Here is a 21834-nt window from a genome sequence, read left to right on the forward strand (position 1 = left end):
AAAAATTGGTATACTATAACCAAATTATGGAGGTGTTTTCGCGATGACTTATTATAAAGACGATAGCTATGCCTTACATACAGATTTATATCAAATTAATATGGCTTATACATATTGGAAAGATGGTATTCATAATCGCCGCTCGGTGTTTGATTTATACTTTCGAAAGCTTCCATTCGAGAACGGTTATGCTGTTTTTGCTGGCCTTGAAAAGATTGTAGAGTACATAGAAAACTTCAGCTTTACCGAAAGCGATATCGCTTATTTAGCAGAATTACAATTTGAAGAAGAATTCCTTCAGTATTTACAAAATATGAAATTCACTGGGACCGTTCGAAGTATGCAAGAAGGTGAAGTTGTATTTAATAACGAGCCTTTATTACGTGTTGATGCACCGCTCGGCGAAGCACAAATTATTGAAACTGCCCTGTTAAACATTGTGAATTACCAAACATTAATTGCAACAAAAGCTGCTCGTATGAAGCATGCTGCAAATAACGATGAACTTTTAGAATTCGGCACAAGACGTGCCCACGAGTTTGATGCTGCTCTTTGGGGCACACGCGCTGCCTTTATTGGTGGTTTCTCATCTACGAGTAACGTACGGGCTGGGAAGCGCTTCGGAATACCTGTAGCAGGCACACACGCTCACTCTTTCGTTCAAGCATATCGCGATGAATATGTCGCGTTTAAAAAATACGCTGAAACTCATAAAAAATGTGTCTTTCTCGTTGATACATACGACACTTTAAAATCAGGTGTTCCAAATGCGATTCGCGTCGCGAAAGAGTTTGGGGATCGTATCGATTTTTATGGAATTCGCCTTGATAGTGGTGATATGGCTTATTTATCTAAAAAGGCAAGAAAACTACTAGATGAAGCTGGGTTTACAAATACAAAAATTATTGCTTCTAGCGATTTAGATGAATACACAATTATGCACTTGAAATCTCAAGGCGCAAAAATTGATGTATGGGGTGTTGGAACAAAATTAATTACGTCCTTTGAACAACCAGCGTTAGGGGCTGTCTATAAACTAGTTGCGATTGAAGATACTGATGGAAAGTTAAATGATACAATTAAAATTTCATCTAACCCTGAAAAAATTACCACTCCAGGACTGAAACGAATTTATCGCATTATCAATCGAGTTAACGATCATGCAGAAGGCGATTATATTGCATTAGATTCTGAAGAGCCAGGAAAAGAAGAACGTTTAAAAATGTTTCATCCTGTTCACACGTATATAAGTAAATTTGTAACAAACTTTGAAGCACGCGAACTGCATAAAGACATTTTCATTAACGGCGAAAGAACATATGAATTACCAGATATATTAGATATTCAAAAATATAACGAACAGAGTCTCGCACTATTTTGGGAAGAATATATGCGAACTTTAAATCCCGAAGAGTACCCTGTCGATTTAAGTCAAGAATGTTGGGATCATAAAATGAATTACATTCAAACTGTTCGAGAACAAGTTGAAAAAAATATACAAAAATAAAACAGAGAAGCTTTTCCTTCTCTGTTTTTTCAATACGATATGTATCTTTGTGGAAAATATATTAAAATAGTACGACAAATATTTTTTATTTGTAAATTTTAATATTGCGTTATTTATTTATAAAATAATATTTGTTATTATTTTATTGAGTCAATTTCAACAAAATAACCTAAAAAAGAGGACGCAGGTTGCGTCCTCTTTTTTATAAATCTTTCACTCGTAGTACACGCATTGCATTTAACACTGCAAGTAGTGTCACACCAACATCTGAGAAGACAGCTTCCCACATTGTTGCAATACCAAAAGCACCAAGTAATAAAACTAATCCTTTTACCCCTAATGCAAAGATGATATTCTGCCATACAATGCGTCGTGTGCGTTTTGCAATATTTAAGGCTGTTGCAATTTTTGAAGGCTCATCAGTCATAATAACGATGTCTGCCGCCTCAATCGCTGCATCTGATCCTAAACCACCCATCGCAATACCAACATCTGCTCTTGCTAATACCGGTGTGTCATTAATACCATCACCAACGAAAGCAACTTTTTCTTTTCCGTTCTTCGCCGCATCAATTTTTTCAATCTCTTCGACTTTTTGTTGCGGTAATAGTTCTGCGTGAACTTCATCTAAACCTAATTCTTTACCAACAGCTTCACCAACGGATTTTGCATCACCCGTTAACATGACTGTCTTCTTAATACCTAGTTCTTTTAATTTTTGAATTGCTTGTTTTGAATCTTCTTTTACCTCATCAGAGATAACGATATAACCTGCATATTCCCCATCTACAGCAACGTGAACTAATGTACCTACCGTTTCTGGTTGCTTAAATGTAATATTTTCTTTTTTCATTAATTTAGCATTACCTGCAAAAATTTCTTTTCCTTGTACTTTTACGACTGTACCGTGACCAGAAATTTCGCTATACTCATCGATTATTTTTTCATCAATTGATTTTCCGTATGCCTTTCGAATAGATTGTGCAATTGGATGATTAGAATACACTTCAGCAAATGTTGCATACTCTAATAATTCTTCATTTGTAATACCTTCGCTTGGTTCCATTTTTGTAACTTTGAAGACACCTTTTGTTAATGTTCCTGTTTTATCAAAAACAATATATTTCACATCATTTAAAGCTTCTAAATAGTTACTTCCTTTTATTAACACACCACTTTTAGATGCACCACCAATTCCTCCAAAGAATCCAAGAGGAATTGATACAACTAACGCACATGGACAAGAGATTACTAAGAACACTAAAGCTCTATAAATCCATTCTGAGAATGTAGCTCCTTCTAAAATAAGTGGTGGAATAAACGCCATGATCGCTGCTGTAATAACTACAACTGGAGTGTAGTAACGCGCGAACTTCGTAATAAAGTTTTCTGTTGGCGCTTTTTTACTGCTTGCATTTTGAACTAAATCTAAAATTTTTGATACAGTTGATTCACCAAATTCTTTTGTCACTTCAATTGTTAATACACCATTTTGGTTCACAAAACCACTTAATACATCATTTCCAACTTCGACTTCACGTGGTACAGATTCACCGGTCAATGCTGAAGTATCTACCATTGATGTTCCTTCAACTACTTTTCCGTCTAATGGTACTTTCTCACCAGGCTTCACGATAATATAATCGCCGATTTGTACATCTTCTGGTGATACTTGTTTCGTTTCATTTCCAACCTTCACATTCGCATAATCAGGACGGATATCCATTAATGAAGTAATTGACTTTCGGGAGCGATTGACCGCAATACTTTGGAATAGTTCCCCTACTTGATAGAATAGCATTACCGCAACAGCTTCTGAATATTGTTGAATCGCAAAAGCTCCTAGTGTTGCAATTGCCATTAAGAAGTTCTCATCGAACACTTGGCCGCGAGTTATGTTTCTTACCGCTCTCCAAACGATATCTCCGCCTATTAATAAATACGCAAGGACGAATAACGGAATTGTTATCATTTGTGGTAAGCCCGCTAATGCAGCAATTGCTGTCAAAATTCCGCCGACCACTAATCGTCCTACCATCTTTTTCACATTTGCTTCACCATGGTCGTGACTATGTCCGTGGTCATGCCCACCTTTTTCTTCACGAACAACTTTCACATCTGGTTCTAACTTTTGAACGATATTTGTTATATTTGCTACAGTCGCTTCTAATTCTCTTTTATTCGCTACTTCAACTCTTAATTTCTTTGATACGAAATCAACAGTTGCTGCTGAAATAGACGGCATTTCCTTCACTTTATTTTCAATCTTCATCGCACAGTTCGCGCAATCTAAACCTTCTAATATAAACACTTCTTTTGCTACTTTTGTGTTGTTTTCTTCTTGCACTTTAATGTGCGGTTCTAATTTTGTAACGAGTTGTTTTGCTTCTGTAACAACTTCGCTTTCTGTATTTTGTGCTGTTTCTAAAACCATTGTTTTTGTCGCGAAATTTACAGAGCAAGAATTTACTCCTTCTATATTCCCAACGCCTTTTTCAATTTTCATTGCACAGTTCGCACAATCTAAACCTTCTAACACCAGTTTCTTTTTCACTAATGCTTCAGCCATCGTTCTCCCTCCTCGCGTTCTTTTTATTCTTCCTCGTTTACGTGTTCAAACGCTTGCTCGAAGATATGAATTACGTGCTGGTCAGCTAACGAATAATAAACGACCTTTCCTTCTTTACGATTCTTTACAAGTTTCGCTTGCTTTAACACACGAAGCTGATGCGAAATAGATGATTGTGTCATTCCTAATAAATAAGCTAAATCACAAACACACATTTCAGCTTCAAATAATGCATGTAATATTCTCGTCCGTGTACGATCACCTAATACTTTAAATAATTCTGCTACTTTACTTAAACTTTCATCAGTTGGAATTGTTTGTTTTACTTGATCAACAACTTCTTCATGAATTATCGTTTGAGAACATGTCTCTTGTGGTGTTTCTACTTTATTTACAGCCATTATAGCTCACCTCTTCATTTGAACATATGAACAATTATTCATATATCTTATACTCTTATTATATGAGCGTCCATTCATATGTGTCAATGAAATCTCATACATTTTTCCGAACATTTTGTTCACATTTTAATAAGGCGTACACATATTTTCCGCATCCATTACATTCTCATACAAAAAAGGATGTACATTTTGCCCAAAAGAAAAAAGCCTTGCGCGCTCCCTAGACGCACAAGGCTTACTATACTTATATCCCTTTTAATTAGCTTGTTCTAAATTATCCTGCGAACTTCCATCGTCTTTTAAATGACTATGTTTTTTCGAATAAACAAAGTATACAACTACTCCGATTGCTAACCAAACACCGAAGTATATCCATGTTTTTAATGGTAAATTTACCATTAAGAATAGACAACATGCAACTGAAATAATCGGTAAGATCGGTACAAGTGGTACCATAAATCCACGTTGTAATTTCGGATGCGTTTTACGAAGAATGATAACAGTTACACCAACCATGGCGAATGTTAATAACGCTCCAATATTCGCTAAATTCGACAATTCTTTTAAATCGATAAATCCAGCAATTAAAGCACTACCAACTCCTGTTAACCAAACTGAAAATGTTGGCGCTTCAGTCTTCTTGTTAATTTTCGCGAAAGATTTTGGCAATAAACCGTCACGGCTCATTGCGAAGAATACACGAGTTGTTGCATAAATGTAAGCGAAAATTACAGCCATAATACCAATTACAGCTCCAATTGCGATTATACCTGCTACTTTGTCTTGTCCTACAACTTCTAACACATATGCCATAGCTTCTGGTACATCTAATTCTTTATAAGAAACCATACCTGTCATAACGAGACAAACTACAACATAAATGATTGTACAAATAACTAACGAAGCAATAATACCAATCGGTAGATCACGTTGCGGATTTTTTACTTCTTCAGCAGAAGTTGCTAATGCATCAAATCCTAAGAAAGCAAAGAATACTGCTGCTCCCCCTGCGAACACTCCACTTAAACCGTACGGTGCAAATGGTATCCAGTTTTCTGGTTTCACGTAGAATACACCAACTGCAATGAATAAAACAACAATACCAATTTTAATTAATACCATTATGTTATTCACACGCTTACTTTCTTTTGTACCTCGTGATAATAACCAAGTTATCACTAACGTAACGATAACTGCTGGTAAGTTTACCATACCACCTTGCGATGGAATCGTTAACAAGGCTTTAGGAATTTCAAGTCCTAATCCGCTCACTAAATTATGGAAATAACCCGTCCATCCTCCGGCTACTGCGGCAGTCGTTACGACATATACGGATAACAATGTCCATCCCATTAAATGGGCAACAAACTCACCAATTGTTGCATATGAATATGTGTACACACTACCTGACACAGGAAGTGTAGATGCAACTTCTGCGTAACATAAAGCTGCAAATCCACAAACAATTGCTGCAATCATGAATGAGAAAATAACTGCTGGACCAGCATCTCTTGCTGCTACTAATCCAGTTAATACTAGAACTCCTGTACCAATTATCGCACCAATCCCTAGCATTGTTAGGTCAAATGCCCCTAGCGTTTTCGTTAAAGTTTTACTTTTACTTTCCCCTAACAATTGCGTAACGGATTTCTTTTTAAATAGGTTGGCCACGATGTATGCCCCCTTTTGCCAAGAAGAGCTAAGAGATCTTCACTCTTAGCTCTTATCATGTTGGTTTATATATTGTTCGATTTTATTTTGTATAATGCTGCTATTAGCAAGATACTGTTTCTGCTTCTAATAATTCTTTAGCACCTTTGTACTCTACACCGTGAGCTTCTGCAACTGCTTCGAATGTTACATAGCCGTCTAATGTGTTAATACCTTTTAGTAATGCAGCGTTTCCTAGGCAAGCTTCTTTGTAGCCTTTGTTAGCAATTTGTACTGCATATGGTACTGTTACGTTTGTTAATGCAAGAGTTGATGTACGTGGAACCGCACCTGGCATGTTTGCAACTGCATAATGAACAACGCCGTGTTTTTCGTAAGTTGGGTTATCATGAGTTGTAATACGGTCAGTTGTTTCGAAAATACCACCTTGGTCAATCGCGATATCTACAACAACAGAACCTGGTTCCATTGATTGAATCATTTCTTCTGTTACAAGTTTTGGCGCTTTTGCACCTGGGATTAATACTGCACCGATTACAAGATCAGACTCTTTTACAGCTTCTGCAATATTGTAAGGATTAGACATTAAAGTTTTTACTTGGTTTCCGAAAATGTCATCTAATTGACGAAGACGTTCTGCACTTAAGTCGATGATTGTTACATCCGCACCTAGTCCAACTGCAATTTTAGCAGCATTTGTACCAGCTTGTCCACCACCGATGATTGTTACTTTACCACGTTTAACCCCTGGAACACCTGCAAGTAAAATACCTTTACCGCCTTTGTTTTTCTCAAGGAATTGTGCACCAATTTGTGCAGCCATACGACCAGCTACTTCACTCATAGGTGCAAGTAATGGTAGAGAACGGTTTTCTAATTGTACTGTTTCATATGCAATAGAAACAACTTTCTTTTCGATTAATGCTTTTGTTAATTCTGGTTCTGGAGCTAAGTGTAAGTATGTGAATAAGATTAAACCTTCGCTGAAGTGTTTGTATTCGCTTTCAACTGGTTCCTTAACTTTCATAACCATTTCCATATTCCAAGCTTCTTCAGCTGTATCAACAATTTTTGCTCCCGCTTCAACATACTGAGCATCTGTGAAACCAGATCCTAAACCTGCACCCTTTTGAATGAATACTTCGTGATTGTTACGAATTAAATGTACAACACCTGCTGGTGTCATTGCCACACGGTTTTCGTTGTTTTTAATTTCTGCTGGTACCCCAATACGCATAATGAAATGCCCCCTTATAATTAACAGAAAAAAGAGATTCTTTTTTCTTTTTGTAATAATTAATAACTTATGTCCTTATTCTAGCATAACTTAAAAGTTATGAAAACGCTAACATACCATTTTTTTAAAGTTTATATATTTAGAATAGTGTAAATATATGGAACATTGATTCTATTAGCATCTTCGTGCCATTTCATTATCTATCACTCTATTTTTATTATACGCCCTAAAAATAAGAAGCAATCATTTATTATTCGACAATAATGTAACAATGTAAGAAACCTAAGTATCGACGTATACATATACACTTATTACTGTACACAATACTTTAGAGATATATTCTTTTCCTAAAAAAACAGCTGCAGGCATTTAGCCAGCAGCTGGGTAACTTATAAATAACTTGGAAAATAAATCATCTGTTGTTTCAGTAATTTTATCAAACAAATCACTTTCTTCCGCTTCTTGCTCTTTTAACATCTTAATTGTTTCACGTGCATCTTCAGGATAATCGGTAATGATACCATCTACGTTTAATTTATAATATCCCTTTAAACTTTCCATATCATTTACCGTCCATACGTAAATCGGCTTGTTTAACTTTCTTGCTTCTTTTACTAATTTCTTATTTAACATGTATTCTTCTGCTACATAAAAATCAGCTTTCACATTCTTTAAGTTAGCTCTACTTGCATACAGTATATATCCCACTTTTATATTGGGATTTGCACGTTTAAACTCTTTAATAAGCGGATAGTGTAACGTTTGAATGACACATTGCTTCTCAAATTCATTATCTTTAATCACTTTTAATACTTTGTTTACGAAATCTTTTTCGCCACCATGAAGCTTCACTTCAATATTAAGTTTGATTTTGTCCTTTGACAGCTTAATAATCTCATCAAGTGTACTTATTTGTCCTGAAAACCCATCTTGACTAAGAGTAAGCTGTCTTAACTCGTCCATCGTTAAATCTGACACATGAACATTAGCATTAGCAAGACGTTTTAGCTTCAAATCATGTATAACTGCTAGTTCACCGTCTTTCGTTTGCAGTACATCAATTTCAGCATAGTCTGCTTTCGCATCAATAGCCCCCTGCACAGCTTCTTTCGTATTCTCTACACCTTTTGAAATATAACCACGATGAGCCATAATAATTGGTTCTTTATATGTGTTTGTAATAAAGGTCACAATGAAGGCAACAACCATTCCCGCAGTAATAATTCCTACAATATATACGCCAATAAATTTCCAACGATGTTTTTGGAAGAAACATTTATCTGCTTTCGTTTTCGAATAATCTAATCCTTCTTCTAATAAAACATCTTCAACTGGAACCTTTTGTAAGTACAATCGCGTAATCGCCATAATATAAAATGGTGTCACGATAAAGCTAAATAAATACAATGTACTCGTTAAAAACACAGACATTGTTGATTCCGCTAATAATGCAAATGTCCCTGCTGGGTTTGTAAATTCATATACTCCCCACAGACAAAGTAAATAAATTCCTATAAATAAAAGAAAGACAATTCCTACAGATATGAAAAAACCTACTAAAAAGAATAATACTTTAAAAAAGCTTTCTTTTACTAAGTTTGCACTTTTTCGTGCTGCGGTGCGGAACGGCTTTTCCTCTAAAACAATAATAGGTAAAACAAAGATCCAACGAAGATTTAAATAGGCAACTACAGCAAAGAAAGTATAATATCCAACTTGACCCATTGTTGTCTTAAATAGTTCACCTGTAATAAAATTAGGAATTTGAATCTCAGGAATCAATGCAGATTTATACCCCGTACTTAATAGTGGTAATAACACAACTGCGTACAAAACAAATCCTGGTAAGCAATATGTAAAAAGGGAAGGTAAATACGTTACTGTTTTATACAAAATCGGACGTAATCTCACCTTTTGCCTTTTATGAGCAAAGTACGAAATAATAATAAGCACCGCAAATTCCGTAAAGATAAGAAACAGTGCTAACAATGATAAAATTACGATTGCCATTATGCCGTATGGCGTCTTTAAAAACGCTAATAATTCATCATTCGTCGCATTTGCATAACCACCAAAATACAATAACTTATTAAAAATGATCCCAAATAGCGGGACAAATACAATCGCTGCTAATAATTTATAAGCAAGTTGAAAGGTTAATACATTCCAAAAAGCAAATCTAACTGTTTGAAAGGAATGTCCAATTACTCCTGGTATAGATAGTCTTTTACGGTGTTGCATATATTCCTCCACATTCTAAAACGATATTTGAGATGGATTCCACATTTCCATTTCTAATCCATCTTTTTAATAATAATATATTCCGCTTAACATGAACACTCTTATACATACAATGAAAAAAGTGATGGTTACTCCCCATCACTTTTTTCATCTACTCTATTTTTTCTCTAACCCTTGTCCAAATGCTTTCAAGAAGCTAAAACCGAATGTAATGGCTCTATTGATATCTGGATCTTTTAACACTTTAAAGAAATCCATCACTTTTGTTTTTTTGCCACTATTTAATTCATCTGTTGCAAATTGTAATCCAGTGACTAAACTCGATGTGATTTGCTTCGTTACTTCTGGGTCAACTGAGGATAGTGCTTCCCCCGCTCCCATCATATTGTTAAGTGCATTTTTAACTGGTTCACGATTTAATTGCTCCACAGCGATCTTTGAAACATCTTCCTTCGCAGCAAGTAAACTAATCGCCGCATCTAATATACCAGCCTTTTGCAACTGTGCTAAAAGCTGCATTGTTTCTTCTACTGCTTCACGATTATTAGATAGCTCATTTAGAAGTTCATCTGCTAATTGCTGCTTCTGTTCTTCCTCTGTTACAACTTTCTTTTTAATTAACGTAATTTCTTTCGCCACTATCTCCGCCCCCTAGTCCACAAGTGATACGTATTGTTTTCTTTGCCACTTTTGCTCGATTTCAACACCATTTTGCGGATTACGCTTTTTATCTCGCGGGTTCGAAGATGGTAACGGGCGGTCTCCTTTTTCACGTAACACACGCATTTTCACCATCGTTTGTTTATACGCCGGTGTACACGTATAAATGTCTGTTGCCGTCCCAGTTAAAATATTAATCGCTTCTTCATTTACTGTTGCATGCATCGGTAAATATAGCTCTTTCCCCGTTACACGATCTGTAATAAGCGCTTGTACTTTAATTTTCCCAAATGGTGATGCTAATTCCACAAGACCACCATCTTTCACATTGCGCTCTATAGCAAGTTCCGGTGAAATTTCAACGAATACTTCAGATACTTTAGATAAAATACCAGCCGACTTATTCGTCATATTCCCTTCATGGAAATGCTCGAGCATGCGTCCATTATTTAAAAGTAAATCATACTCATCTGGTGCTACAACCGGTGGTACCCATTCATCTAATGATAAACGAGCAAGTTTATCTGGGAAGTTAAATCCGTCTACATATAATAGCGGTGTATCGCTACCATCATGACTACCCCAACATAAACTATTCCATCCTTCTAGACGGTCATACGTCGCTTGAGAGTATAACGGTGCAAGTGATGCGATTTCGTCCATAATTTCACTTGGACTTTCGTAATTCCAATCCCCGCCCAGTGCACGAGCAACTTTTTGCAAAATCCACCAATCTGGTTTGGAATCACCAAGCGGTTTCAATACTTCATATAATCTTTGAATACGGCGCTCTGTATTCGTAAACGTTCCTTCTTTTTCTAAGCTTGGTGCTGCCGGTAAAATAACATCAGCAAAACGAGCTGTTTTTGATAAGAACATATCTTGAACGACAAGAAAATCTAAATTCGCTAAAATATGTTGCACATGGTTCGCATTTGAATCGACTAAAGCCATTTCCTCACCCATGACATACATACCGCGTAGTTTTCCTTCTTCCGCTGCAAGTAACATTGCAATATTATTTAATCCTGGCGCTTTCGGAATAGTTGTACCATATGCTTTTTCAAACTTAGCACGAAGCGTATCATCTGATACTGCTTGATAACCTGGAAGCCAGTTTGGTAATGTTGCCATATCACAAGCACCTTGTACGTTATTATGTCCTCTTAATGGATATGCACCTGCACCAGGACGACGGTAGTTACCCGTAACAAGTAGTAAATTTGAAATTGCTGCTGATGTCGTACTTCCTCCTGTATTTTGAGTTACACCCATTCCCCAAAGTATACAAGTACCATCTGCTTCATATACCATACGAGCCATTTCTTTCAGATTTTCTTTCGAAATCCCTGTAATTTTCTCTGTATAGTCCAGCGTATATTTCTCTACCATTTTGCTATATTCATCAAAATTCTTTACGTTTTCAGCTAAAAACTTTTTATCGTGCCAATCTTGATCAATAATATATTTCGTAATACCAGCAAGCCATACGTAATCCGTTCCTTGGCTCGGATGAATAAATAAATCCGCACGCTCTGCCATTTCATGTTTACGGAGGTCTGCTACAATTAGTTTTTGCTCGTGTAATTTATGAGCACGTTTTACACGCGTCGCAAGTACAGGATGTCCTTCTGTTGGATTCGCACCAACGATAATGACAAGTCCTGCTTCAGCTATATCTTTCACTGTTCCAGCATCCCCGCCCATACCGACAGTTTTAAATAAACCATCTGTCGCTGGCGACTGACAGTAACGAGAACAGTTGTCTACATTATTCGTTCCATATATTTGTCGAGCTAGTTTTTGCATAAGGTAATTTTCTTCATTCGTTACTTTCGATGAAGAAATGAATCCAAATGCATCGCTGCCATATTCAGATTTAATATGCTGCATGTTAGAAGCAACAACTTCTAATGCTTCTTCCCATGAAGCTTCAACAAACATATCTCCTTGGCGAATTAATGGCTTCGTAATTCGATCTTCACTATTTACAAAGTCCCATCCAAATTTACCTTTTACACATGTGGAAATACCATTAACAGGTGCATCTGAAACAGGTTGTACTTTCAAAATTTGACGATCTTTCGTCCATACTTCGAATGAACAACCGACACCACAAAATGTACAAACTGTTTTTGTTTTATTAACTTTCGTCTTACGCATCGCAGCCTCTACTTCTGAAACTGCCAAAATACTACTATATCCAGGCTCTACATCCTTTACAAAATCAATCATCGGATCTAACACATCTGGCTTTAATCCTGTCATGAATCCAGCTTCACCTAACATTGATTTTTCCATTAACGCATTACATGGACATACTGTTACACATTGCCCACAACTCACACAAGATGAGTCATTTATGCTTACACCATGATCCCATATAACACGTGGACGATCTAAGTTCCAGTCTATCGATATAGTTTCATTAACCTGTAAGTTTTGACATACTTCTACACACTGTCCACAAGCAATGCATTGATTTGGATCATACCGATAAAACGGATGTGACATATCCACTTCACAAGCACTTACTTTCGGCTCATACGGATATTTCTGTTCTTCGATTCCCATCATATGTACCGTGTTATGGACTTTACAGTTACCATTATTGTTATCACAAACGGTACAATACAATAAATGATTCTCTAATATTCGATCCATTGCCTCAGTCTGTGCCTCTTTTGCACGCTGGGACTGTCTTTCGATATGCATACCGTTCTCTAATTTCGTTGAACAAGCACGTAATAACTTCCCATTTACTTCTACAATACACGTATCACAAGTTTGAATTGGATCTACTTCTGGTACATGACAAATTTGAGGATGTTCCAAATTACTCTCGTTAAATAATTGTAGTATCGTCTTTTCACCCGATGTGGAAAATTCTTTACCATCCACGGTTACACGGACTGTCTGTTCTGCCATAGTTTCCCCTCTCCTTACAACCAACTGTACAACACAATTATGAATCCGTTTTCAAAATCGCATTACTGTACATATTTTTGAAACGCTCTGCCCGAATACTTTTCTTATGAAGTCGATTCTAGATGTTATAAGGTATAACTACGAAAGCTTGAAAATATCACTATTCTACGGTTCTATTATATCGTACATATACAATAATAACCAAAATAATCTGTGATTTCCTTGCTAATAGGTGTTTTTATTTCCCCATTGTTTTATGATAAATATGGGAGAGAAATACATATAAAAGGGGAATTTAATATGGGGCCTACGCAAGAGACTTATACAATTGTACGCTATCAATCTGGTACATTTTCAAAACAACTGGATGAGATTGTTACAGAATCTCCTATTACTATTAAATTAAATGGTGAAGAATATGTAACAGTTGTATGCACACCAAATTATATTGAAGATATGGTAATTGGTTTTTTAATTTCTGAAGGAATTATTGCTTCCTATAAAGATGTTGAAGAACTATGGGTGCAAAAAGATAACGGAATTGTCCATGTAACATCATCAAAAGTAAATCCACTCTATCAAACTTTATATAATAAACGATACATCACTTCTTGCTGCGGAAAAGGTAGACAAGGTTTCATTTTCGTTAACGATGCAGCAAAAGCAAAAGATTTACATGATATACATGTAAAAATTACTCCTGAAGAATGCTTTTACTTAATGAATACTTTACAACAATCTTCCACTACCTTTCGCCAAACCGGCGGGGTTCACAATACCGCGCTATGTGATCGAAATAATATCCTCCTATCAAGAATGGATATCGGAAGACATAATGCATTAGATAAAATATATGGCCATTGTTTGCGCAACGATATATCTGTTAAAGGAAAAATCATTGCATTTAGTGGGCGTATTTCATCCGAAATTTTACTCAAAGTTTCAAAAATCGGATGTGAAATGGTTCTATCTAAATCCGCTCCAACAAAATTAGCATTACAACTCGCTCATGATTTAGGCATTACAGTCGTAGGATTTATTAGAAACGAATCTTGCAATATTTACACACATCCACATCGAATTGATGGTTATCAATCGAATAACTAAAATAACTCCTCGGTTGAGGAGTTATTTTAGTTATAAAAATGTAATATATTAAAGACTTGAATAGTTAATAAAGTTAATATATAATTTCATTACATATTAAAAACAAAACATTGTAGCATATATCTTTTCATTCTTTTACAAATTAAAAGAGACTGCTAACAAAACGCATACACAATCTTATAGAAGTAATGGATTTATTTTATTTGAAATCGACCAAGGAGGTTATAACTATGGAAATTCGCTTATTAACGACAGAGGACGCAGAAATATATTTAAAAGTTTGTATGGAAGGTTTAACGAAGAACCCGGAAGCTTTTAGCTCTTCTTATGAAGATGTTCTTAAACATGAGGATCCTGTAGCTGCTATGGCAAAACGATTAAGCAATCCGGATAAGTATACTCTAGGGGTCTTCAAAGATAACGATTTAATCGGCATTTCTACTTTAGAAACAAAGCCTTTCATTAAACAAGAACATAAAGCAAAAATCGGTTCCGTTTTTGTTTCCCCAAAAGCGCGTGGCCTTGGAGCAGGACGAGCTCTAATTAAAGCAATTATTGAAAATGCCGATAAACTACATGTAGAACAACTTATGCTCGATGTTGTAGTTGGTAACGATGCTGCAAAAAAATTATATGAGTCATTAGGCTTCCAAACTTACGGCGTACAAGAACGTTCTTTAAAACATAACGGTCAATATTGGGATGAGGAACATATGGTTCTGTTCTTAAATGATTAATACTTCAATATAGTTTTCCAAAAGCACCTTTTGATTAAAAAAGGTGCTTTTTTCATTACAACAATGTAATCTTCATGTCACCTTTATCGATCGTACCAAACCTTTCCATTCATTATACTAAAAGTATAAAGTGAGGCACCAATTATGAAATGAACGTATAGCATTCAATTGATAGATAGAGGAGAATGTGACATGAAACAAAACAAACGAGCTATGCTTTTAATATTTACTACAGCAATTGTAACTTCTGGGTTAGCCATTTTACCTTGGTTTATTATATAGAACTATTCCCCTAATAACGAAAAAAGCTTATTGCTTCTTAAGAAGCAATAAGCTTTTTTATATTATAAAATCCCCAAAATTTTATTTACACAACTTATAATAATAACCATAGATACGGCAATGCACATGACAACCGTATTACGATCTTGCTTTTCTTTTTTTGAAATTTCTTCTTTTGGATTCATGTGTATGATCTCCTTTTAAAAAAAGTGTGAGATAGGAAATTTTTCTTATCCGATGCGAGGTGAATACGAAAACCCTCTCTATCTCACATACACAATAGAATGGAATTGTCATTTTATAAATAAAATGACATGACGTTATGTCGCAACATAGGGTATTTTGTGTCGCTACGTTTTCTATTATAAGAAATAGTTGTGCAAAACTAGTGCATTTTTTATGTCAATTACTCTGAGCGAAAAATAACTCTTCCACTCAATCACATAAAAAGAGTTTTTTATTATTTTCATGTAAACTATACAAGTAGAATGAACAGTTTGGGGTGCACAATATTATGGTTAAAATTTTATTAGTAGACGATGAAGAACGCATGTTACGATTATTAGATTTGTTCTTAAGTCCTCGTGGCTATTTTTGTATGAAAGCTACCTCTGGCCTTGAAGCACTAAAGTTAATAGAACAAAAAGACTTCGATATTATTTTGTTAGATGTTATGATGCCGAATATGGATGGATGGGATACTTGCTATCAAATCCGTCAAATTTCCAACGTTCCAATTATTATGCTAACAGCCCGCAATCAAAGTTACGATATGGTGAAAGGTCTCACTATGGGCGCAGATGACTATATTACAAAACCATTTGATGAGCATGTATTAGTCGCAAGAATCGAAGCTATATTACGTCGTACAAAGAAAGATGGATTTGTTAGCTTCAATGGTATCGAGTGGGATAAAACGAAACATACTGTCACAGTTTATAATGAAAAAATCTCCCTGACACCTATCGAGTTTTCGTTACTTGGATTATTTTTACAAAACACAAACCGTGCTTATAGCCGAGATGATTTAATCGAAAAAATTTGGGGTTATGAAACAGACATTGAATATAGAACAATCGATTCACATATTCGTAATATCCGCGATAAATTACGCAAAAAAGGATTTCCTGTTGAAGATTACTTAGAAACTGTCTATAAAGTCGGATATAAATGGAAAAGTGAATAATTACTTCGGTCAGTGGACAATAGTATACCACTGACCCTTTATATGAAATAAGGTATGGTGAGAAAATGAGTAAACTTTCACTTAAAGTTGGGACATACTTTTTAATATTAGCTTTATGTATTGAAACAATTGCTTTTGTATCTTTTTACAAAAGCATTTCAACAATGCGCATTGAGGAAGAAACACTTGCTCTTTTAGAGAAAGGAAATCGCTATAGTAAAATTATTAAAAAACGCGCGAAGTGGGATGTATATTCTAAAGAAAAGAAACTCATGGAAAGCGCTGAACACAGTAAACGGCCTAAACGTGCTATGTACCCCGAGTTTGATATCAACACTGCGGCTGAACACTTAGTTGAATCAGAATTAATTGCTAACTCTGATATAGCTATCATTATAACGGACAATAACGGCAAAATTATTTCTACCTCAGAACCTGTAACAAAAGAAATGCAAAAACAACTTACTTGTAAAACAGAGACTATCCCAGAAGGTGGATTAATCAATGAAAAAAACTGGAAAAAATCAAAATTCATCTCAACAGTAAGCCCGCTGGAACTTCAAGGATTTCAAGGTAAGTTGTATATGTTATTAAAGACATCTTTCTTAGAAAATATGTTACTTAAACTCATGAATCAATTTCTTATCATTAGTGTTTTGACAATTATTTTAACGACTATTTCTGTCTTTGTTTTTTCTCGTGTTATTACAGAACCGCTTATAAAAATGAAGAGGGCAACAGAAAAAATGTCAAAATTAAATACACCAATTCAATTAGGTATTAAACGGAATGATGAACTTGGAAGTTTAGCAAAAACGATTGAAGATTTATCTAGTGAACTGACTTATATGAAAAAAGAACGCAATGAATTTCTCGCTAGTGTTGCCCATGAACTATTAACTCCATTAACCTATATGAAAGGTTATGCGAAGGTAGCAAAGAGAGACTCTTTAACGAAAGAAGAGCGTGAAGAATACTTACAAATCATTGAGGATGAAACAGATAGTGTAACCGATCTCGTCCAAGATTTATTTATGCTGGTGCAATTAGAACAACATCAGTTTGTTATAAAAAAACAAAAAGTGATTCTTCAACCATTTTTAGAACGAATGGTTGAAAAAACAAAAACAACATTAACTAACAAACAAATGCAACTCCATGTATATTGCAAAGATGATTTAGAAGTTTGCATAGACGAAAGACGTATGGAACAAGTTATGTTAAATTTATTACACAATGCTTATCAACATTCGCCAGAAAACACATCTATTACGATACGTGTACTCACGGAAACAGATTATTTTACAATAAATGTAGACGATGAGGGAGAAGGTATTCCTGAAGAAGATATCCCGCATATTTTTGATCGTTTTTATCGTGTTGATAAATCGAGAACGAGAGCTACTGGAGGAAAAGGTATTGGGCTAGCTGTTGCAAAAGAAATTGTAGAATTGCATAACGGTTCCATTCTAGTAACAAGCCAATTAGGAGTAGGAACAAACTTTAGAATCGAGCTACCTTTTGAATAAGATGCGTGTGAAAACACCAGTAGTAGTAAACACTACTGGTGTTATTTTGTTCATAAAATCAGCTCATATAAGCTAAGCTTTTGAAATTATTCTTATTTCAATATAAAATAAAGGTACATTTGCAAAGATTTGGAGGGTGATACAATTGGATATCCATGTATTAACAAAAGACGAAGCGGAAATTTACTTAGAACTTCGTGTAGAAGGGTTAAAGCAAAACCCTGAAGCTTTCAGCTCTTCTTATGAAGATATTATTAATAAAGAGTGTGCGATTGAATATAAAGCACAAAAATTAGCACAAGATGAAAACTATACGCTAGGTGCATTTAAAGATGGACAATTAATCGGGGTTGCAACACTGGAAACGAAACCATATGTAAAACAAGAACATAAAGCTAAAATCGGTTCTGTATATGTTTCTCCAAAAGCACGCGGACTTGGAGCAGGAAAAGCACTTATTAAAGAATGTCTTGAACTTGCTAAATCTTTAGAGGTGGAACAAGTTATGCTTGATGTTGTTGTTGGCAACGATGGTGCGAAGAAACTTTATGAATCATTAGGTTTTAAAACATTCGGTGTACAAGAACGTTCACTGAAATATAACGGACAGTATTGGGACGAAGAGCATATGGTCTTATTCTTAGATGAAAATAAATAATAAAAAACATCCTCATGCCTGGAGGATGTTTTTTACTTTCTTGTATACCATGCCTTATGTAATAATTGAATCGCTTTCGCAATTTCGTCTTCTGATAAAATTGCAAACCCAAGTAAAACTACATTTTCAGGCGCAGTACCGTCTTTATAGTACGTAGAAACAGGATATATTTTAATACTATATTTTGCAGCTTCTTTAATTAACTCTTCTTCTCGCATTCCATTATGCACTTGTAATAAAATGTGTAATCCAGAATCTTCTCCTATCACTTCAACACGATTAGAGAAATACTTCTCTATTTCAAAAACAAGTCGATCCCTCTTTTTTCGGTAAACGACACGCATTTTATGAATATGTTTTTCCCAATAGCCTTCATTTAAAAACCTTCTTATCACTTCTTGGTCCATTCTTGAAACACTTTGCGTATAAAATAAATATTCCTTTTGATACTTTTTAATTAAATTCTTCGGTAATACGATATAACTCATCCGTAATGAGGGCAACAAAGCTTTTGATAGCGTCCCCATATAAATAACTTTCCCATCTGTATCTAATCCTTGTAGTGCCGGAATTGGCTTTCCTGAATAACGGAATTCACTATCGTAATCATCTTCAATAATATACCTGTCTTCTTCTTTCTTTGCCCATTGTAAAAGCTGCGTCCTTCTCGTAATAGGCATAATCATTCCATATGGGAACTGATGAGAAGGAGTTACAAATACAACATTTGCATCGCTATTTTCTAACTCTGCCATACAAATTCCGTCTCTATCTAAAGACAACATTTGAACCTTCTTTTCTCCCTGTTCAAAAACAACCATTTTCCTGTGATAACCTGGGTTTTCAACTGCATAATTGCTTCCCTTTAACAATTGAAACAGTAGCTTTACTAATATTTGTGTACCCGCCCCTAATACGATCTGGCTAGCTGAACAACGCACACCTCTAGATTCATACAAATAGTTCGCAATTTCCTCCCTTAAGCTCAATTCCCCTTGAGGGTGTCCAAGAAAAAGTAACTCATTATTATGTGGCTGCCATACATCATTTATAAGCTTGCGGTACGTAGTGAACGGAAAAGTATCCGTATCAACCCCTGTTTGGGTGAAATCAAATTTATAGTTCTCCTCCCGAAACGATACTTCTTCTACTTTCGCTTCGCTTCTTTCTACATAAATCATTTGTTCAATTTTACATACGAAATAACCTTTTCTCGATGCCGATTCAATATAACCTTCTGCAAGTAATTGCTCGTAAGCCGCTTCTACTGTATTCTTACTCACTTGTAAATAGCTCGCCAGCTTTCTTTTAGCAGGTAATTTTGTAAAAGCCGGAATCGTTCCATCTTTAATCTCTTTTTTTATATACTCATACAATTGCACATACAATGCTATTTTACTTTTCGTATTTAAATTAGGCGTTAATTCTAACATAATATCTGACCCCTTAATAAAACTAAAATCTGATACTTTTTACAGTACCAGAAGTTATATATAATTCCTTGTATCATGTCACACATAAAAAATCAAATACTCGAGAGGGGATGCATGATTATGAACAACAATAGACGGATTGGACTCATTATGATTATTACAGGAGCTACCTTATGGGGATTATCTGGCCCGATGATTCAGTGGCTATTTCAACATACTAACGTATCATCAATTGATTTTTTAACAATTCGCTTGTTGCTTGCGGGAATATTTATTTTATCTTTCTTGCTTATAAAGAAACAAAACATATTTCAAATTTGGAAACATCCTAGACATTCTATACAACTTATTATTTTCTCTATTCTCGGCATGCTCGGTGCGCAATACGCCTTTATTGAAACAGTTCATATTAGTAACGCGGTTACAGCGACATTATTTCAATTTCTTGGCCCTGTTCTTATTACCATTTATGTCGCATTTGGACAAAGAAAATTCCCTGCTTCTATGCAACTACTTGCAATTATAACTGCCCTAACAGGAACGTACTTTATTATTACAAACGGTTCAATTGAAAATATTGTTTTATCGAAAGAAGCCATTATTTTCGGCCTATTAACAGCAATTGGCTTTGCATTTTATACCCTTCATCCAGCTTCTCTTATTAAAGAATGCGGAACAACTGTAGTAATTGGCTGGGGGATGTTAATCGGTGGCATTGCCCTGCTTATTTGTAATCGCTCGTTTGAATGGAATCAGCTTTCACAAACTTTTACACAAAAAACTTTTTCTATGCTTATTCTTATCATCATAAGTGGCACTCTTTCTTTCCTCCTTTATATCGGTAGTCTGAAATATTTAGCAGCAACAGAAACAAGCATTTTATCTAGCATTGAACCACTTGTAGCTGCCATCGTTTCAATCGCTTGGCTGAATGAATCCTTTGGAGCCTATCAATTATTAGGCGGCGTATGTATCGTTCTTTCTGTTATTTTCTTAACGATGCCGCAAAAAGAGAATGAACCTACCTTTTCAACTGAACAAATATAAAAAATGTCAAAAGAGGTCGTACAAAACTTACGACCTCTTTTGACGTTTTAAAGGAATTGTCCCGCTTTCTAGCAAATACAATTACACTAACAATAAAAATTAGGAGTGTGACACCATGAAAAAAATTGGAACTATGCTACTTTTCTCTTTTCTCATCGCTGGATGCACACAAGTGCAACCTGATTCAGAAGCACCTAAAAAAGAAGCCATCGCCACGTCATCCACTCAAGTTAATGCACCTTCCTTCTTTCATCTTAGCGTTTTAAAAGATGTAAATTGGGAAGAAACCCCCTCCTTCATACAAGAAAAAATACCTTTAAAAGGCATCGAAGAAAAAATTGCAATGGCTGATAGCCCTATTATCGTAAATAAAAAAAATGAAATAATGTGGTACTTTTTAGATCCTGAAATGCCAACTGGAAAACTATCTATTATTGCACTAAAACAAGGATCAGTAACTCCAACACCAGTACTCTTTCAACAAGAAACTTCCAAACCAACTTGGACTACTTCAAATACAATTGATTCCACTACAAACGAACTTCCTCTCACTATGTCACTACCTTCACCTGGATTATGGGTATTAAATATATATGTGAATGAAAAATATTATGATCAGTTTGTAATTACTGCTGAGTAAA

Annotated in this window: 17 protein-coding genes; 8 read left to right on the forward strand and 9 right to left on the reverse strand. The window is 35.3% G+C overall.

All coding sequences use genetic code 11. The annotated features are described in order from the left end of the window. Window positions 1-43 precede the first annotated feature (43 nt). Window positions 44-1507: a nicotinate phosphoribosyltransferase gene (locus DN392_RS08555; RefSeq protein ID WP_000222903.1), complete on the forward strand. Its 1464-nt coding sequence runs from the start codon at window positions 44-46 to the stop codon at window positions 1505-1507. 202 nt (window positions 1508-1709) lie between these two features. Here DN392_RS08555 and DN392_RS08560 read toward each other — a convergent pair whose 3' ends face one another. The 7 genes from DN392_RS08560 to fdhF form a co-directional block, all read right to left on the reverse strand. Next, window positions 1710-4076, reverse strand: a complete 2367-nt coding sequence (locus tag DN392_RS08560) for a heavy metal translocating P-type ATPase (RefSeq protein WP_048567114.1) — start codon at window positions 4074-4076, stop codon at window positions 1710-1712. A 23-nt stretch (window positions 4077-4099) separates the two neighbouring features. Next, a complete protein-coding gene (locus DN392_RS08565; RefSeq protein ID WP_000290207.1) occupies window positions 4100-4477 on the reverse strand; it encodes an ArsR/SmtB family transcription factor in 378 nt (125 codons plus the stop codon). A gap of 255 nt (window positions 4478-4732) precedes the next feature. After that, entirely contained in the window at window positions 4733-6148 is a 1416-nt protein-coding gene (locus DN392_RS08570) for an amino acid permease (RefSeq protein ID WP_088321546.1), read from the reverse strand. Between the two features lie 103 nt (window positions 6149-6251). Then, entirely contained in the window at window positions 6252-7385 is a 1134-nt protein-coding gene (gene ald / locus DN392_RS08575; protein WP_001219752.1) for an alanine dehydrogenase, read from the reverse strand. Window positions 7386-7754: 369 nt separating this feature from the next. Continuing rightward, window positions 7755-9626 carry a glycerophosphoryl diester phosphodiesterase membrane domain-containing protein gene (locus tag DN392_RS08580; RefSeq protein ID WP_001164728.1) on the reverse strand — a complete coding sequence of 624 codons (1872 nt, stop codon included), beginning with the start codon at window positions 9624-9626 and terminating at the stop codon, window positions 7755-7757. Between the two features lie 156 nt (window positions 9627-9782). Further along, window positions 9783-10265 (reverse strand): helical membrane plugin domain-containing protein, encoded by a 483-nt coding sequence (locus tag DN392_RS08585; RefSeq protein WP_001040518.1) that lies wholly within the window; start codon window positions 10263-10265, stop codon window positions 9783-9785. A 12-nt stretch (window positions 10266-10277) separates the two neighbouring features. Then, on the reverse strand, window positions 10278-13214 hold the full coding sequence (gene fdhF, locus DN392_RS08590) for a formate dehydrogenase subunit alpha (protein ID WP_088321547.1): 2937 nt from the start codon (window positions 13212-13214) through the stop codon (window positions 10278-10280). A gap of 300 nt (window positions 13215-13514) precedes the next feature. Between fdhF and fdhD the strand changes: the two genes are divergently transcribed. Beyond that, entirely contained in the window at window positions 13515-14321 is an 807-nt protein-coding gene (gene fdhD, locus DN392_RS08595; RefSeq protein WP_000529227.1) for a formate dehydrogenase accessory sulfurtransferase FdhD, read from the forward strand. Window positions 14322-14551: 230 nt separating this feature from the next. After that, window positions 14552-15058: a GNAT family N-acetyltransferase gene (locus DN392_RS08600; RefSeq protein WP_000405878.1), complete on the forward strand. Its 507-nt coding sequence runs from the start codon at window positions 14552-14554 to the stop codon at window positions 15056-15058. 344 nt (window positions 15059-15402) lie between these two features. On the opposite strand, the gene DN392_RS30715 is transcribed toward DN392_RS08600, so the two are convergent. After that, window positions 15403-15525 (reverse strand): hypothetical protein, encoded by a 123-nt coding sequence (locus tag DN392_RS30715; protein WP_001068388.1) that lies wholly within the window; start codon window positions 15523-15525, stop codon window positions 15403-15405. A 329-nt stretch (window positions 15526-15854) separates the two neighbouring features. On the opposite strand from DN392_RS30715, the gene DN392_RS08605 reads away from it, so the two are divergent. From DN392_RS08605 to DN392_RS08615, 3 genes are all read left to right on the forward strand, one after another. Then, window positions 15855-16526, forward strand: a complete 672-nt coding sequence (locus DN392_RS08605; RefSeq protein ID WP_000238952.1) for a response regulator transcription factor — start codon at window positions 15855-15857, stop codon at window positions 16524-16526. 65 nt (window positions 16527-16591) lie between these two features. Further along, the gene (locus tag DN392_RS08610) at window positions 16592-18055 is read left to right on the forward strand and encodes a sensor histidine kinase (protein ID WP_000041034.1); all 1464 of its coding nucleotides are present in this window, start codon (window positions 16592-16594) and stop codon (window positions 18053-18055) included. Between the two features lie 145 nt (window positions 18056-18200). Then, on the forward strand, window positions 18201-18713 hold the full coding sequence (locus tag DN392_RS08615) for a GNAT family N-acetyltransferase (RefSeq protein WP_000351216.1): 513 nt from the start codon (window positions 18201-18203) through the stop codon (window positions 18711-18713). A 32-nt stretch (window positions 18714-18745) separates the two neighbouring features. On the opposite strand, the gene pdxR is transcribed toward DN392_RS08615, so the two are convergent. After that, complete coding sequence (gene pdxR / locus DN392_RS08620) at window positions 18746-20146, reverse strand: MocR-like pyridoxine biosynthesis transcription factor PdxR (RefSeq protein WP_064057375.1); 1401 nt, start codon at window positions 20144-20146, stop codon at window positions 18746-18748. 120 nt (window positions 20147-20266) lie between these two features. Between pdxR and DN392_RS08625 the strand changes: the two genes are divergently transcribed. Further along, window positions 20267-21193, forward strand: coding sequence for a DMT family transporter (locus DN392_RS08625; RefSeq protein WP_001063914.1), 927 nt, complete (start codon window positions 20267-20269; stop codon window positions 21191-21193). A gap of 115 nt (window positions 21194-21308) precedes the next feature. Further along, window positions 21309-21833, forward strand: a complete 525-nt coding sequence (locus DN392_RS08630; protein ID WP_071743356.1) for a DUF4871 domain-containing protein — start codon at window positions 21309-21311, stop codon at window positions 21831-21833. The last annotated feature ends 1 nt before the right edge of the window (window position 21834 follow it).

Source organism: Bacillus sp. BB51/4 (assembly GCF_008368845.1).
Classification (GTDB): Bacteria; Bacillota; Bacilli; order Bacillales; family Bacillaceae_G; genus Bacillus_A; species Bacillus_A wiedmannii.

What these genes read in the sequence shown, in the direction of transcription:
- DN392_RS08555 (WP_000222903.1), top strand. Translation starts at nt 44, where the DNA reads ATGACTTATTATAAAGACGATAGCTATGCCTTACATACAGATTTATAT.
- DN392_RS08560 (WP_048567114.1), bottom strand. Translation starts at nt 4,076, where the DNA reads ATGGCTGAAGCATTAGTGAAAAAGAAACTGGTGTTAGAAGGTTTAGAT.
- DN392_RS08565 (WP_000290207.1), bottom strand. Translation starts at nt 4,477, where the DNA reads ATGGCTGTAAATAAAGTAGAAACACCACAAGAGACATGTTCTCAAACG.
- ald (WP_001219752.1), bottom strand. Translation starts at nt 7,385, where the DNA reads ATGCGTATTGGGGTACCAGCAGAAATTAAAAACAACGAAAACCGTGTG.
- DN392_RS08580 (WP_001164728.1), bottom strand. Translation starts at nt 9,626, where the DNA reads ATGCAACACCGTAAAAGACTATCTATACCAGGAGTAATTGGACATTCC.
- fdhF (WP_088321547.1), bottom strand. Translation starts at nt 13,214, where the DNA reads ATGGCAGAACAGACAGTCCGTGTAACCGTGGATGGTAAAGAATTTTCC.
- fdhD (WP_000529227.1), top strand. Translation starts at nt 13,515, where the DNA reads ATGGGGCCTACGCAAGAGACTTATACAATTGTACGCTATCAATCTGGT.
- DN392_RS08600 (WP_000405878.1), top strand. Translation starts at nt 14,552, where the DNA reads ATGGAAATTCGCTTATTAACGACAGAGGACGCAGAAATATATTTAAAA.
- DN392_RS30715 (WP_001068388.1), bottom strand. Translation starts at nt 15,525, where the DNA reads ATGAATCCAAAAGAAGAAATTTCAAAAAAAGAAAAGCAAGATCGTAAT.
- DN392_RS08605 (WP_000238952.1), top strand. Translation starts at nt 15,855, where the DNA reads ATGGTTAAAATTTTATTAGTAGACGATGAAGAACGCATGTTACGATTA.
- DN392_RS08610 (WP_000041034.1), top strand. Translation starts at nt 16,592, where the DNA reads ATGAGTAAACTTTCACTTAAAGTTGGGACATACTTTTTAATATTAGCT.
- pdxR (WP_064057375.1), bottom strand. Translation starts at nt 20,146, where the DNA reads ATGTTAGAATTAACGCCTAATTTAAATACGAAAAGTAAAATAGCATTG.
- DN392_RS08625 (WP_001063914.1), top strand. Translation starts at nt 20,267, where the DNA reads ATGAACAACAATAGACGGATTGGACTCATTATGATTATTACAGGAGCT.
- DN392_RS08630 (WP_071743356.1), top strand. Translation starts at nt 21,309, where the DNA reads ATGAAAAAAATTGGAACTATGCTACTTTTCTCTTTTCTCATCGCTGGA.